The 14,585-nt window shown below is 72.4% G+C and carries 11 protein-coding genes; 8 read left to right on the forward strand and 3 right to left on the reverse strand.

What is annotated here, in order from left to right; all coding sequences use genetic code 11:
- Positions 1-43: 43 nt before the first annotated feature.
- Together ACIA8K_RS22650 and ACIA8K_RS22655 are read right to left on the reverse strand one after the other, a co-directional pair.
- Entirely contained in the window at positions 44-1,141 is a 1,098-nt protein-coding gene (locus ACIA8K_RS22650) for a zinc-binding alcohol dehydrogenase (protein WP_396062309.1), read from the reverse strand.
- Positions 1,134-2,096 carry a Gfo/Idh/MocA family protein gene (locus tag ACIA8K_RS22655; protein ID WP_396062311.1) on the reverse strand — a complete coding sequence of 321 codons (963 nt, stop codon included), beginning with the start codon at positions 2,094-2,096 and terminating at the stop codon, positions 1,134-1,136. Before ACIA8K_RS22655 ends, ACIA8K_RS22650 begins: the two co-directional genes overlap by 8 nt.
- A gap of 155 nt (positions 2,097-2,251) precedes the next feature.
- Between ACIA8K_RS22655 and ACIA8K_RS22660 the strand changes: the two genes are divergently transcribed.
- From ACIA8K_RS22660 to ACIA8K_RS22670, 3 genes are all read left to right on the forward strand, one after another.
- Entirely contained in the window at positions 2,252-3,256 is a 1,005-nt protein-coding gene (locus tag ACIA8K_RS22660; RefSeq protein ID WP_396062313.1) for a glucosyl-3-phosphoglycerate synthase, read from the forward strand.
- 11 nt (positions 3,257-3,267) lie between these two features.
- Positions 3,268-4,371, forward strand: a complete 1,104-nt coding sequence (locus ACIA8K_RS22665; protein ID WP_396062315.1) for a glycosyltransferase — start codon at positions 3,268-3,270, stop codon at positions 4,369-4,371.
- A gap of 147 nt (positions 4,372-4,518) precedes the next feature.
- Positions 4,519-5,724: a nitric oxide synthase oxygenase gene (locus ACIA8K_RS22670; RefSeq protein ID WP_396062317.1), complete on the forward strand. Its 1,206-nt coding sequence runs from the start codon at positions 4,519-4,521 to the stop codon at positions 5,722-5,724.
- Here ACIA8K_RS22670 and ACIA8K_RS22675 read toward each other — a convergent pair.
- A complete protein-coding gene (locus ACIA8K_RS22675) occupies positions 5,719-6,189 on the reverse strand; it encodes a globin domain-containing protein (protein ID WP_396062319.1) in 471 nt (156 codons plus the stop codon). The genes ACIA8K_RS22670 and ACIA8K_RS22675 overlap by 6 nt on opposite strands.
- Positions 6,190-6,403: 214 nt before the next feature.
- On the opposite strand from ACIA8K_RS22675, the gene ACIA8K_RS22680 reads away from it, so the two are divergent.
- The 5 genes from ACIA8K_RS22680 to ACIA8K_RS22700 all read left to right on the forward strand — a co-directional run bounded on the left by ACIA8K_RS22680 (position 6,404) and on the right by ACIA8K_RS22700 (position 14,214).
- Positions 6,404-7,504 carry a magnesium and cobalt transport protein CorA gene (locus ACIA8K_RS22680; RefSeq protein ID WP_396062321.1) on the forward strand — a complete coding sequence of 367 codons (1,101 nt, stop codon included), beginning with the start codon at positions 6,404-6,406 and terminating at the stop codon, positions 7,502-7,504.
- Positions 7,505-7,791: 287 nt separating this feature from the next.
- A complete protein-coding gene (locus ACIA8K_RS22685) occupies positions 7,792-9,672 on the forward strand; it encodes a dynamin family protein (RefSeq protein WP_396062323.1) in 1,881 nt (626 codons plus the stop codon).
- On the forward strand, positions 9,669-11,342 hold the full coding sequence (locus tag ACIA8K_RS22690; RefSeq protein ID WP_396062325.1) for a hypothetical protein: 1,674 nt from the start codon (positions 9,669-9,671) through the stop codon (positions 11,340-11,342). The genes ACIA8K_RS22685 and ACIA8K_RS22690 overlap by 4 nt, the downstream gene beginning before the upstream one ends.
- Complete coding sequence (locus ACIA8K_RS22695; RefSeq protein WP_396062327.1) at positions 11,339-13,318, forward strand: dynamin family protein; 1,980 nt, start codon at positions 11,339-11,341, stop codon at positions 13,316-13,318. The genes ACIA8K_RS22690 and ACIA8K_RS22695 overlap by 4 nt, the downstream gene beginning before the upstream one ends.
- Complete coding sequence (locus ACIA8K_RS22700) at positions 13,315-14,214, forward strand: hypothetical protein (protein WP_396062329.1); 900 nt, start codon at positions 13,315-13,317, stop codon at positions 14,212-14,214. Before ACIA8K_RS22695 ends, ACIA8K_RS22700 begins: the two co-directional genes overlap by 4 nt.
- Positions 14,215-14,585: the final 371 nt, after the last annotated feature.

Consider the following 14,585-nt stretch of genomic DNA (forward strand, 5'->3'; position numbering starts at 1 on the left):
AGCCGATCACGGAAAGGTCTCGAATGACGCCTTTTGATCAACTTCAGCGGCCGTCACCGGCGTCCTCGAAGGACAGCACCGACTGCACCTCCTGACGGCGGCGGGCGGCCAGGTCGTGAAGCAGTTCCGGTGCCTCGCCGAACGGCACGACCGCGGTGATCAGGTGCCGGCGCACCAGATCGCCGTCCGCGCGCAGCAGGTCCACTGTGGCCGCGGAGAGCCGCTCGCGGTCCCAGCCGGTGGCCAGCGCGCGCGGCACCCGGCCGATCTGCGCGCAGACCAGGCTCAGGCCGTTGTGGTGGAACTCCTCGCCGAGCCGGACGTCCGCCGCACCGCCCTGGTAGAACGCCAGATCCACCACCGTGCCCTGTGGCCGCAGCAGCCGCATCGCCAGGTGCAGCGCGGACGCCTGGCCGCGGCACTGGAACACCACGTCCGCGCCGCGGTCGCCGGGCCAGTGCCGCCACGCGGTCTTGAGCGTGACGGCGGCGTCGCCGGCCTCGGGGTCGAGCGTGTCCAGGCCGAGCGCCTCCGCGATCGCGCGGCGCTCCGGCGACGGGTCAAGCACGACGACCGAGGCGGCGCCGTGCGCGCGGGCGAACAGCGCGGTGAGCAGGCCGACAACGCCGGCGCCGGTGACCGCGACGCGGCGGCCGGAGACACCGTCGCCGAGCCCGCGCACGGCCGGGCCGTAGAGGTCCGCGGCCGCGTGCAGCAGGCCGTTGGCGCAGATCGGGCCCATGTGGGCGGCGTAGATGCCGAGGATCGGGTCGAGGTCGTCCGGCAGGGGGACGATCCGGTCGCGCAGCGGGTCGCCGGTCCAGCCGGTCCGGTGGCCGTAGGTCATCGCCACTGTCATGCCGGGCTTCACCACTGGGGCGTCGCTCTCCGTGACGACGCCGACCTCCATGTAGCCGAGCCGGGTGACCGGGAACGCGTCGGTGGCTGGGCCGCCGAACAGGCCCAGCTCCGCGTCGAAGCCGGTGTGCAGCCCGGGGTGGGTGTTCTTGACGAACGACAGCTCGGTGCCGGCGGAGACGCCGCTGTAGAGCGTGCGGACGCGGAACGGGCCCGGGGCCGCCTCCTCCTCGACGATCTCGAGCGTGCCGGGGGCGCTGACGATCAGGTTGCGGTCACGCATCGAGGGTCACCGCCGAACCTGTGGCGGCCGATTCCGCGACCGCCAGGGCGAGTGCGTGGGTGCGCAGCGCCTCGGCGTACGGCACGCGCACGTCCTGCTCCTCGCCACGGACCGCCGCGATGAACGCGCGGTCCACTGCCACCCGGGCCGAGTCCGGGTCGCTGTCGATCGTGCGGGTGCCGTCCGCATCACGCACGGTAAGGCCGGTCTCGGAGATGCTCAGCGCTAGGCCGTCCGCGTAGATCTCCAGGCCGGCCCGTTCCTTCCAGCCGAGCACGCACGTCGCGGCCAACGTGCCGACCGCGCCGTTCGCGAAGCGCAGCACCGCGGCCGTGGCGCCGTCGATGTCCGCGCCGTCGACAGGCGGGGTGCCATTGCCTGCCGCGGAGACCTCGGTGACCTCGCCGACCAGGTGGCGGGCCAGGTCGAGCACGTGCGCGGCCTGTTCGACGACCGGGCCGCCGGACTTCTCCCGGTGCGGCCACCAGCCGACCGGCGGCACCTTGTCCAGCCAGGCGCCGGAGACGAGCCGGACCGGGCGGCCGGCCAGCAGCGCGCGGGCCTGCTCGACGACCGCGAGGTACCGCCAGTGGTGACCGACAGCGGTGAGAATGTCACGCTCGGCTGCCGCATCGGCGATCTCCCGCGCGGTGGCGAGGTCGATCGCGATCGGTTTCTCCACGAACAGCGGCAGCCCGGCCTCGATCACCGCGCGTTCCGCAGCGCCGTGGGCGAACGGCGGCACGCACACGTAGACCGCGTCCAGGCCCTCGCCGAGCAGCGCCGCCACGTCCGGCAGCACCCGTGCGCCGTGCGTCCCGGCCAGCGCGGACGCGGCGTCCGCGACCACGTCGGTCACGGCTGCCACCTGCACGTCCGGCAGTTCGGACAGCACCCTCGCATGGCGCTGGGCGACTCCACCCGCACCGACGATTCCGACCTTGGTCAGCGGCATCCCGTACTCCTCACAGTTGTTGTGGATCTCCACTGCTCGGTGGGAGCGCCTGGCAAACACTTGCGGAACAGCAAAAGTTTTCTCACAAACGAGACTGATGGGAGTCCCACCGGGGCAAGAGGATCAATTACCGAGATCAACTTCCGGGGGTACGAATGACGCTCGCTGTTTCTCCGGTCATCGAGGCCTGGGCCTCCGCACGCACCCGCGTGCACTCCGAGTGGACCGCTCACGACCTCGCACAGGGCAAGGGACGCACCCGCGTCAGCGTGGTCATTCCGGCCCGCAACGAACAGGCCACAATCGGCGCCATCGTCACCACCATCCGCCGCAACCTGATCGAGGAGATCGCGCTCGTCGACGAGATAATCGTCGTCGACTCCCGGTCGACCGACGACACCGCGCTGATCGCCCGCGCCGCCGGCGCCACAGTTGTCAGCCAGGACCAGATGACCCGTGGCCTGCCGCGGATGGAGGGCAAGGGCGACGCGCTCTGGGCCGGCCTGGCCGCCAGCACCGGCGACGTGGTCGCGTTCGTCGACGGCGACCTGGAGGACTTCTCCGCGCACTTCGTGGTCGGCCTGCTCGGCCCGCTGCTGACCGACGCGTCCGTCCAGTTCGTCAAGGGTTTCTACCACCGGCCGCTGCACCGGGCCACAGGCGTCGAGCCGGACGGCGGCGGCCGGGTCACCGAGCTGGCCGCTCGCCCACTGATCAACCTGTTCTGGCCGGACCTGGCCGGGGTGGTGCAACCGCTCGCCGGGGAGTACGCCGGCCGCCGTACCGCGCTGGAGCGGATCCCGTTCGTGTCCGGCTACGGCGTCGAGATCGCGATGCTGATCGACCTGCTGCACCTGGTCGGGCTGGACGCGCTGGCCCAGGTCGACCTGGGCGTACGACACCACCGCCACCAGACCACCGAGGCGCTGGGCCGGATGTCCGCGCAGATCATGATGACCGCGTGGGGCCGCCTTCACCGCGGTGGCCTGGTCACCGAGCCGCTGCCGCCGTCGGCGATGATGACGCAGTTCCGGCGCGGCGCGGCCGGTGGCCTGCCCGGACTGGAGCGGGAGATCGTCACAAGTGAGATCGTCGTCACCGAGCGGCCTCCACTGGCGTCCACTGCCGCCGCGGTCCGCACGCTTCCGGCGGCCGCGTGATGCGGGTCCTGATGAACGCCGGGCCCTGGCTGCCCGTGCCACCGCGCGGTTACGGCGGCATCGAGAACATCGTGGCGACGCTGGTGCCGGAGTTGCGCGCGCTCGGCATCGAGGTGGTGCTGGCCACGGTCGGCGACAGCACGCTCGCGGCGGACGAGCGGGTGCACACGTTCCCGTCCGGGCAGTTCGAGATGCTGCAACGCCCGTACAACCAGGCCTGCGGCGTCGTGCCCGCACACCAGGCCGCTGTGGTACGCCGGGTGGCCGTGGGCGACATCGACCTCGTGCACGACCACGTGGAGGCGGCCGGGCTGACCATGCTTGCCGCGTTCGGCGCCGGTGGGCCGCCGGGCCTGCAGACGCTGCACTGGGACCTGCGCAAGCACCCGGAGCTGTACGGCAGTTTCGACGGTGGCGACCGGGTCCGGGTCAACGGCGTCTCTGCCGACCAGCTCACGCACGCGCCGGAAGCGCTGCGGCGGCACGCGATCGGGCACGTGCACCTGGCCACGCCGCTGGCCGTCGACGCGGACCGGCGGGAGAGCCACGAGAAGCACGGGTACGCCGTCGTGCTCGGCCGGATCAACGCGGGCAAGGGCCAGGATCTCGCGGCGGAGCTGGCCCACCGGCACGGCTTCGACCTGGTGCTGGCCGGGCCGGTCGGGCCGTACCACACGCCGGAGGCCCTGGCCGGCGCGGATCCGCAGAACCCGGACGTGCGGTTCTGGCGGGAGAAGGTCGCGCCGCACGTGGACGGCGACCGGGTCCGCTGGGTCGGCACGGTCGCCGGTGACGACCGGGACGCGCTTGTGGCCGGTGCCCGCGCGGCGCTGTTCCCATTGCGCTGGAACGAGCCGGGTGGCACCGCTGTCGTCGAGGCGCTCGCGCTCGGCACACCCGTGGTCGGTATCGCCCGCGGCTGCCTGCCGGAGCTGATCGAGCACGGGCGTACCGGGTTGCTCACCACTGACGAGGACGAGCTGGGCGCGCTGATGCACGGGGTGGACGCCATCTCCGAGGCGGAGTGCCGGGCCGAGGCCGCGCGCCGTTTCACCCCGGCCGTGATGGCGGCCGGATATGCCGCGCTCTACGAGCGCATGGTGGCGTCCGCCTGAGGCCATGCCGGGTCCGGGAGCCCTGGACCCGGCCGCCTGGCACTGAAAGTGATCATCGGGTGACTCTTGTCCCATTGACGACGTTCTGTCGGGATTTTACTATCCTCATCGGTTCTAAATGGACTAATGGTGGACGGTGGGAGAGACGTGGGCACACCCGGCTATCGGGACCATCCCGTTGCTGACTGGGACTCGGACGCGACGGCGGACTGGGGTGAGGCCGAGGAGTTCCTCCACAAGTACCACGCGGAGAACCCCGGCGCAGGCTCGCTGCCGGCCCGCCTGGCGGAGGTGTACGCGGAGATCTCCAGGACCGGCACCTACGAGCACACGCTCGACGAGATCACCTACGGCGCGAAGATGGCCTGGCGCAACGCCAGCCGCTGCATAGGCCGGCTCTACTGGCGCAGCCTGCACGTGCTTGACCGGCGCGCGGCCCGCACGCCGCACGAGATCTACGCCGCGCTCGTGCGCCACCTGGAGGTCGCAAGCGGCACCGACGTGCGGCCCGGCAGCCGCGCCGGACGGCAGGGCGCGATCCGGCCGGTGCTCAGCGTGTTCGCCCCGGCCAAGCCCGGGCAGCCGTACGCGCGCGTCTGGAACGACCAGCTCATCCGGTACGCGGGTTACCGCCTGCCGGACGGCTCGCTGATCGGCGACCCGTCACAGACCGAGTTCACCGAGTCGATGGAGCTGCTCGGCTGGAAGGGCCAGGGCACGCCGTTCGACGTGCTGCCACTGGTGATCGAGACCCCGCAGCACGGCACCCACATGTACGAGCTGCCCGGAAGCGCGGTGCTCGAGGTGCCGCTCGCCCACCCGGAGCACGACTGGTTCCTGGAGCTGGGACTGCGCTGGTACGCCGTACCCGCGATCGCCAATCAGCGACTCAGCATCGGCGGCGTCAGCTATCCGCTCGCGCCGTTCAACGGCTGGTACATGGGGACCGAGATCGGCGCCCGCAACCTGGCCGACACTGACAGGTACAACCTTCTCCCGCTTGTCGCGCAGTGGCTGGGCCTGGACATGAGCTCCGAGACGACGTTGTGGCGGGACCGCGCGCTCGTCGAACTGAACCGCGCGGTGCTGCACTCCTTCGCCCGGGCCGGGGTGAAGATGAGCGACCACCACACCGAGGCGGCGCGGTTCCTTGAGCACGTGCGCCGCGAGCAGCAGGCCGGCCGCGAGGTGCCGGCGGACTGGAGCTGGATAGTGCCGCCGATGTCCGGGGCGGCCACGCCGGTGTTCCACCGCTACTACCACGAGGCCGATCAGCGCCCGAACTTTTACCTCGACGAGGAGGCGCGGTTGCTGGCCCGCTCCGGGCGACCCCGGGCGGGCCTGCACCTATGACCGCGTGGCAGCCGAGCTGAGCATGTGGGCGGCCATCCAGTCGTACACCCAGATCCAGGCCGACGCCGTGCCGGAGGTCCAGTCGTCCGACACGTCACCGACCGCCCGCACGAGCGCATGGCCCACGTACGGGTAGTGCTCGGGCCGGACGCCGAAGTACTGGGCGTGGTGCACGCCAAGGCTCTGCAGCGTCCGCTCCATGTCGGTGGCGTACCGTTCCGGCTCCACAAGCGCGCGGACGCCGTTGAGGAGCGCGCGGCACAGCTTCTCGTTCTGCGCGGTCATGTCCGCCGGGAACATCTGGCGGACGCCCGGCGCCAGCGCGAAGAGGTGCCCGTAGAACGCCTCGGCCAGGGCGACCGGCCGGTCGGCCACCTTCGCCGCGGTCCGCTGCACGATCTCCATGGCCTCGATGGTCGGGCGGCGGTTCTCACCGACGGTCTGGGCGGTCTGCCGCACAGTCACCGGTGGGTAAACGCCTCCAGGGGCATGGCCTACGTCTCTGGATCCGTGTCGCATCACCGGTGCACTATAACGTCCACTCTCGATAGGTTGTGCACCAGATGATATTGATTGTCCGGAACACGGTAGACCAGGCGTTTCGTCAGGCCGACCCGCGCCGCGAGGGCCGCATCCCGCCGGCCGTACCGTTCTCGCCTACACGACGACGGAGGTGACCGTGACCGAGACGCGGCGACGCACGCTGCCGGGCCTGCGACTGCTGACCAGGCTGCGCCAGATGGACGCACCGGCCCCGCGTACCCCTGCCGCGCGGGAGAACCCGCACGCGGTGGTGGACTGCGCCGTCTACGTCCAGGGGCGACGCCAGGCCGGGCGGCGGCACTTCGCGGACGCGTACACCGCGGCCCGCCGCCGTCGTGGCGCGTTCGTCTGGCTCGGCCTGCACGAGCCGGACGCCGCGCTGATGGCCGAGGTCGGCACGGTCTTCGGCCTGCACGCGCTCACGGTCGAGCAGGCGCTCACCGACGGACACCGGCCCACGGTCGAGCGGCACGGCGACGTCACGCTGCTGGTGCTGCGCACGGCCCGCTACGTCGAGCACGACGCGCTGACCGCCACCTCCGAAGTGGTCGACACCGGCGACGTGATGATCCTGATCGGCGAGCGGTTCGTGGTCACCGTCCGGCACGGCGCGGCCGGCGCGCTTGCCGACGTGCGGGCCGGCCTCGAGCGGCGGCCGCCGATGCTGACGCTCGGCCCGTGGGCTGTCGCCCACACCGTGTGCGACCAGATGGTGCAGCTCTACCTGTCGGTGGCCGCGCACGTAGAGACGGACCTGGAGGGCATGGAGGAGAGCACGTTCGCCCGGGACGGCCGGCTCGACATGCAGCAGATCTACCAGTTGAAGCGCGAGGTGGTCGAGTTCAAGCGGGCGGTGCTGCCGCTGCAGGCGCCGCTGCGGGAGCTGGCCGAGGACGTGGACAGCCCGCTTCCGGCGGACCTGCACCACTACTTCACAGACGTCGCCGGGCGGCTCAGCCGGGCCGTCGACCGGGTGGCCGGCTTCGACGAGCTGATCAACTCGATCATGCAGGCCGGGCTGGCACAGGTCGCTGTCGACCAGAACAACGACATGCGCAAGATCGCCTCGTGGGCCGCGATCGCGGCGGCGCAGACCGCGATCGCCGGCGTCTACGGCATGAACTTCCAGAACATGCCAGAACTCCAGTGGCGGTACGGATATCTGGGCGCGCTGGCACTGATGGCCGCCTCCGCGCTCGTGCTGCACCGGCTCTTCCGCCGCTCCGGCTGGCTGTGAGGCAGCGGCAAGACGGCGGTGAGGCTGCGGCAAGACGGCGGTGAGGCAGCGGTGAGGCCGGCTTGTGGCGAGGAGCCCGCGTCCAATGCGGAACGGCTCCACCGTTGCGGAGGCTTACGTGCACGATCGGCCGGGCCTTCCAGCCGATCGAGAACCGGCGCTGACCTGCGCGGACATATCGGCCACCGGTAAGGGTGCACTGCACGGCCGCGGTCTTGCGGCCCGCTCCGCCCCGGTGATTCGCTCCCATTCGACCCGCCGTCGCGGTGGTGATCGGAGGAGCCGACGTGCCCGATGGACCGCGCGTTACCGACCTTCCGGCCGTGGGCGAGCACTTCGCGCTCGCCCAGCGGCTGACCGACCTGTTCCCCTCCGGCGACGCCCGCCGGGACGAGTGGCGGGCCCGGATCGACCGGGCCCGGGAGCGCATCGCCGACCGCGGTCACCGGGTGGCCGTGATCGGCGAGTTCTCGAGCGGCAAGACCACGCTGATCAACGCGCTGCTCGGCGCGGAGGTGTTCCCGGTGTCGGCGCGGCCGACCACCTCGGCCGCGGTCCGGATCTCCTACGGCGCGCGTCCCGAGGTGCGCGCGCTCTTCAAGGACGGCAGCGAGTGGCGGTCCGACTCGGACGACGTTCTCGGCGCGCTGAAGCATCTGACCACCGGTGACGACCTGGCGCCACAGGTCACGGCCGTGGAGCTGCGCCACCCGGCCCGGCTGCTGCGCGACGGACTTGTCATCGTGGACACGCCCGGCACGAACGCCGAGGACGGCCACTCGGAGATCGCCCGGCAGGCAGTGCTCGACGCGGACGCCGCGCTGATCGTGTTGAGCGCGGGCCGGCTGATGCCCGCGACGCTTGCCGACTTCCTCACCGCCACGCTTGACCCGCACCTGCTGAGCCGGTGCCTCTACGTGGTCACCCGGATGGACGAGGTGGACGAGGACGCGGACCGGGTGCGTACCACAGCGGTCCAGCGCATTCGCTCGATGCTTGACGATCCGGACCCGGCGGTGGCGTTCTGCGCGCCCGGTGCGGCCGTCCGCGCCCGCCGCGGGGTCCCGCTCTCCGACGAGCAGGCCCGCTGGTCCGCCCGGTTCGCCGCGCTGCCGGTGTGGCTGACCACCGCGGTCGGCGACAGGCGCCCCGCGGCCGCGGCCGACACCGCGCTCCGGCTGGTCGACGGCCTGCTGGCCGGGCTTGACGAGGCGCTTGCCGAGGACCGGGCGGCGGCCGGGCGGCAGGAGCGTGCGCTTGACGCGGCCGGCCTCACCGACCTGGACGCGTTCCTTCGCGAACAGCGGCGTCCGGCCGGCCGGGAACTGCGCGACGCCCGTGCCGCGGCCCGGGTCGCTGTCGACCGGCTGTGCGCGGCCGCGCTGGAGTCGGCGCGCGACGGCGTGCGGACCACGCTGCGGAACTGCGCCGGGACCGCCGCGATGGAGACCGCGCTGCGCGGCGCCGTGCCCGACCTGGTCCGCCGCGAGCTGGACGGGCTCGCGGACCGGGCCGCGGCCGAGGTACGCGCGATCTTCACGGCCAAGCTCGACGCCGCGACCGGGATCGTGCAGACCGCGTTCGCCCGCGAGTACGCCCGCCTGCGCCGCGCGGGCGTGCCGAAGATCGACGTGCCGGCCGCGGCCCGGGTCGAGTCGGACCGTCTGGTGCTCACCGGCACGTTCGGCGCGGCAGTGGCAGTGACTGTCGAGGATCAGAGCCGCGACAAGAAGGCGTTCGGGTTCGGCGCGGGCGCCGGCGCCGCGATCGGCACGCTGATCTTCCCGGGCGTCGGCACAGTCGTCGGCGGGCTGCTCGGACTGGTCGCCGGCGCCGCGTTCGCCCGTGACCTGGAGGAGGTGCGCGCCGAGGCCACGGCCAGCGCGATCGCCACCGCGGAGGCGGTCTTCGGCGAGGCCGCGACGAAGCTGACCGAGGCCGTGGACGTCAGCGCCGGCCGCGCCGACACCGCGCTCGCCGACCATCTCGGCTGGTACCGGGACAGCTACCGGCAGACCGTCGCCGCGGCCCGCGCCGACCAGCAGGCCCGGCGGGCCGCGCTGCGGGACCGGGCGGACCGGCTGGCGGCATCCCGGACCGAGACCGTGGCCCACCGCGCGCGCCTGGACCAGGCCCGCACCCGACTCTCCGGAAAGGCACGCCGATGACCGAACTCACCGCCTGGCTGACCGAGGCACGGTCGATCGCGTCCACTGCTGACCTGCCAGGTGTGCTCGCCGACCTGCGCGCCGTGCAGGCGCACACGGCCCGGCCCGCGTTCCGCGCGGTCGTGCTCGGCGAACGCGGCCGCGGCAAGACCACGCTTATCAACCGCCTACTCGGCACGGAGGCGGTGCCGCCCGACCCGCCCTGCCCGGTGCCGGTGCTCGTCGCCGGCGACACCGCCGACCGCCTCGAGGTCCGGGACGTGGGCGGCACCACCCCGCTTGAGCCCGGCGCCTGGCCGGACCTGACCGGCAGAGACCATGCGACGGTACGCCGCGGCCTGGTCTCCGAGCTGCTCACCGGCCTCGACCTGGAGCTTGTGGACACGCCCGCGGTCAACGACACCGCGGCCGAGGAGCCGGAGAGCGTGCGGGCGGTGGTGGGCGGCGCGGACGCGGCATTGCTCGTGGTGTTCGCGACCGCGGCGCTGAGTCTCACCGAGACGCGGTTCCTCACGGACGTGGTGCTGGCCCTGGACATCCCGCACGTGGCAGTGGTGGTCACCCGGCTGGACCAGGTCGAGGCGGAGGAGCGCGACGAGGTGCGCGCGTTCATCGTGGAGCGGGCCCGGTCGGTGTCGCCGCGGATCACGGTGCTTGAGGCGGCGGACGACGGTGTGGCGCCGGTCGCCGAGTGGCTGACCGCTGCCGCACGCGACGCGGACCGCCCCCGGCTGCGCGGCGGCGCGCTGGCGGCCCGGCTGGCGCGTGCGATGCGGGACGCGGCCGCGCTGACCGGCGCGGCGGCCGAGTCTGACCGGCTCGACGCGGACGCCCGTGCCGAGGCGGACGCCCGGGCGCGCGCGACGCTCGCCGAGGAGCTCCTCGTCTTCGACGGGCTGCGGGTGGAGCTGCGGCAACGGCAGCACCACGCGGCCGCCCGGTTCCGCGGTCACCTGACCGCGACCCGGGAGCGGCTGGCCGAGGTGCTGCGGTACGAGCTGAACCACTCGCCGGACCCGCGGCTGTGGTGGGAGCGGGACCTGCCGTACCGGCTGCGGCGCGAGTTGGCCGTGACCGCGAAGGAGTACGAGCGGTCGCTGCTGGCCGGCGTGGAGATCGACCTGAGCTGGCTGCGCGAGCGGCTGGCCGAGCGGTTCGCGCTGCGGCCGGAGGGGCTGGACGTCACGCTTGACGCACTGCGCGCCCCGCGGGTCGACCCCGAGGAGCTGCAGTTGGAGAACATGCGGAACCGGCGCATCGCGTACCGCGTGGGGCCACTGGGTTTGGCTCTGCTTGTGGCCACGCTCGGCGCCGGTCTCGTGCCGTTCGCCACCATCGGCGCCACCGCGGCAGGTGTGGTCTTCGGCGAGGTGCTGCTGCGCAATGCGGTCGACAGGCAGCGCACGGTCGCGGAACGGCATCTGGGGCCGCTGATCGACCGCGTGCTCGCCGAGTTCGGCGACGCGATCTCGGAGGCGCTGCGCACGCTCTACGACCAGTTGCTCGCCGAGGCGGTACGCCGGCGTCGGTCCTGGCACGACGACCGGGTGCACGCGCTGGCCGCGCCGGGCGCGCCGCAGACCCGGGACTGGGCCGGGCTGACCGCGCGCGCCACCCGCCTCGCCGACGAGATCGAGACCGCCCTGAAGACGAACGGAGCCGAGGGATGAGCGACCCGACCACCGCCGGGTACGAGTGGGTCGGCCAGATCCGCGCCGAGCTGCTGCGCCTGGTCCTGATCATGAACGAGGTCGCGGACCAGCTGGCACTGCCTCAGCTCGCCGACATCGCGGAGCTGCGCGAACGGGTGGGCAGCGACGAGTTCGTGGTGCTTGTGGCAGGCGAGTTCAAGACCGGCAAGAGCACCACGATCAACGCGGTCCTGGGCGCGAAGGTGCTGCCCGCGCGCGCCACCCCGGCCACCGCGGTGCTCAGCGTGGTCAGGTACGCGGACGCGCCCGCCGCCCGCCTCTACGCGCTCGACGAGTCCACCCCAAGCGGCGTGTCGGACACGCCCACGCCGATCTCGATCGAGGACCTGAACCGCTACGTCACGATCGACGAGCTGCACCCGGACGACGTCAGCACCTGGGGCCTGGCCGAGATCGACTGGCCGCTTGAGCTGTGCCGCAACGGCGTGGTCGTGGTCGACTCCCCCGGCCTCAACGAACACCCCGCCAGAAGCAAGGTCACCATGGGGTACGTCGGGCGCGCGGACGCGATCGTGTTCGTCTCCGACGCCACCCGCGCGCTGTCCGCAAGCGAGCGGGACTTCCTCAACCTGCACATCAAGGCGCAGGGCCACGACGACATCTTCTTCATCTGCAACCGGATCAACCTGGTCGACGACGACCCGGACGAGCAGGACGCGGTCCGCAACCGGGTGCTGCGCATCCTGGCCGAGAACTGGGACGCGTCCAGCCGGCGGGTGTTCTTCGTGGACGCCCGGTCCGCGCTGCGCGGCCGGCAGGGCGGCGACCCGGCCCAGGTGGCCGCGAGCGGCATCCCGGACTTCGAGCGGGAGCTTGAGTTCTTCCTCACCCACCAGCGCGCCACGCTGAAGATCGTGCCGCCGGCCCGGCACCTGAACCACCTGGTCGCGAAGGCGCGGGACGCGATCGACAGGCAGATCCGCATGCTCGACGAGAACGTGGAGACGCTCCGCGACCGCTACGACCGCGCGCAGGAGCCGATGCGGCACCTGGAGCAGGAGCGGCGGCTGATCGTCACCATGATCGAACAGCAGCTGTCCGCCGCGCGCGCGGACGCGGAGGACTCGGCCCGGCGGATGCTCGCGGACGCGGCCGCCTCCTGCGCCACCTGGGCCCGCGAGGCCGAGCGCGAGCACCGGATCACGATGAACCCGTTCACCGCCCGCAAGCAGGTCGAGGCCGCCACCCAGGAGGTCGCGGAGCGGCTCGGCGTCCGGCTCCAGGCACACTTCGCGACCTGGCAGGCGGAGACGCTGATGCCGATGCTCGAGGCGCATCTGGAGCGGCTGGAGGGCGACATCGACGACAACCTGCGGCACTTCGTGGCCGGCATCGACGAGGTCACGCTGTCGTTCACGGCCGGCAGCACCGCGTCCGGCGCGGAGGTCGCGCAGCCGTCCGCGCTCGAACGTACCGCCGCCACCGCGGTCGGGCTGGTGCTCAGCCCCGGCATGGCGCTTGTCGGCGCGCGGTTCGGCTTCAAGCAGGTGCTGGCCGGCGTCGGCCCGCAGCTCGGCGTCGCGGTGCTCGGCGTGCTGCTCGGCTTCGGCCCGTTCGGCCTGGCCGCGATGCTTGCCGCGGCCGCGTTCATCCAGTTCGTCGTCGGCCTGGACCGGGCGAACGAACACCTGGCGAACAAGGTCGCGGAGAAGGTGGCGGACGAGATCCGCGGCTCCGCGCCGGAGCAGGCCGCCAAGATCGGCGGCGAGGTGCAGGCCGCGCTCGACACCATCCGGATGGGCATCGACTCAAGCCTCGGCGGGCAGCTGGCCGGCGTCCGCAAGGAGGTGGAGACGGTCATGTACGAGCTCAGCCAGGGCCGGGACAACGCGGCACGGGTGAAGCGGGAACTGCTCGGCCACCGCGCCCGGCTGGACGAGGTGGACAGCGGCGCCGTCGACATCATCACCCAGTTCACCGCGATGCCATCATGAGCCTGCCGCGTTTCCGCCGCCGGCTCTGCCTGGTCACCGACGTGGTCGGTTACAGCCGGCACTCCAATGCGGAACAGGTCGACGCGCAGACCCGGCTGACCCGCGTGATGCGCTACGCCTGCGCGCGCGCCGGGATCGTCTGGCCGCAGCCGCAGAAGCAGGGCGACGGGGAGCTGCTGGTGATGCGGCCCGGGCTGGACGAGGCGCAGGCCGTACCCGCGCTGATCCTTGGTCTTCGGCACGGCCTCTACGAGACGAACCGGGACGGTGGCCTCTTCGGGCGGCTGCGGATGCGGGCCGCGCTGGCCCAGGGGACGATCGCGAACTCGGCCAGCGGGTTCGTCGGCGATGCGGTGATCGCGGCCTGCCGGACCATAGACGCGCCGCAGGTCCGCGCCGCGATGGCCGAGGACGACGCGATCGACCTGGCGATCGCCGTGACCGACGACATCTACCGGGACGTGATCGCACACCGCTACCCGGGCCTGGACCGGGACGAGTTCCGGCGGACGGCGGTCGCGCTGCCGGACAAGGGCTACGAGGGTACGGTCTGGCTGCACACGCCTCTACCCGGTCCGACGCCGTCCGCGCACACGGAGGTGACCTGGTCGCAGATCGGCGCGACGGTGACGCTCGGCGCGGGCCTGGCCGGGCTCGGCGGGAGCGCCAGGGTACGGCGGGCGGCGGGGATGGCGGTGCCGGGGCTGGGGGCGGTGTTCGGCATCGCGACGTCGGGGCATCCCGCGCAGGCGGCCGGCCCGCATCCGGATGACCAGCATCCACACGACCATCAAGGGTACGACCCGCACGATCACGGCCACCACGCGCCCGACACCGTGCACGTCCACCTGGATCTCCACGTCGACATGGAGATCCAGGACTACGGCGGCGGCTGAGCGGTCACGGATGCCGGTAGCGGGACAACGTCGTCTCCAGCCGCCGGTACAGCCCGCGGTGAGGAGCTTGTGCTCCAGGTTCTCAAGCGGATGCAGCAGCGTGGTGGCGGTGTCCTGGGTGGACGGAAAGGCGGGGTAGGCGAACCGCAGCGCGGGCGTGGACGGCTTCGTGCTGAGCTTCCCGCCGCTCTGGGTCCGGTCGCCACGTTCGTACGCCGGGAACCGCAGCCGCCGGAACAGCTTGCGCCGCATCCGGTTCCGCACGATCGTGGGCACGTCCGGCGCGAAGTCCGGCTCCTTGATCTCCGTGACGAACCGCTTCAGGAAGTCCTCGCCGGTCTCCGTCTCGGCCTGTGCCGGCGTGCTCGCCC

This window comes from Catenuloplanes sp. NPDC051500 (assembly GCF_044454585.1).
Lineage (GTDB): Bacteria > Actinomycetota > Actinomycetes > Mycobacteriales > Micromonosporaceae > Catenuloplanes.

Bases quoted from the DNA above. Each gene is read 5' to 3' on its own strand.
- ACIA8K_RS22650 (WP_396062309.1), bottom strand. From the start codon at position 1,141: ATGCGTGACCGCAACCTGATCGTCAGCGCCCCCGGCACGCTCGAGATC.
- ACIA8K_RS22655 (WP_396062311.1), bottom strand. From the start codon at position 2,096: ATGCCGCTGACCAAGGTCGGAATCGTCGGTGCGGGTGGAGTCGCCCAG.
- ACIA8K_RS22660 (WP_396062313.1), top strand. From the start codon at position 2,252: ATGACGCTCGCTGTTTCTCCGGTCATCGAGGCCTGGGCCTCCGCACGC.
- ACIA8K_RS22665 (WP_396062315.1), top strand. From the start codon at position 3,268: ATGAACGCCGGGCCCTGGCTGCCCGTGCCACCGCGCGGTTACGGCGGC.
- ACIA8K_RS22690 (WP_396062325.1), top strand. From the start codon at position 9,669: ATGACCGAACTCACCGCCTGGCTGACCGAGGCACGGTCGATCGCGTCC.
- ACIA8K_RS22695 (WP_396062327.1), top strand. From the start codon at position 11,339: ATGAGCGACCCGACCACCGCCGGGTACGAGTGGGTCGGCCAGATCCGC.
- ACIA8K_RS22700 (WP_396062329.1), top strand. From the start codon at position 13,315: ATGAGCCTGCCGCGTTTCCGCCGCCGGCTCTGCCTGGTCACCGACGTG.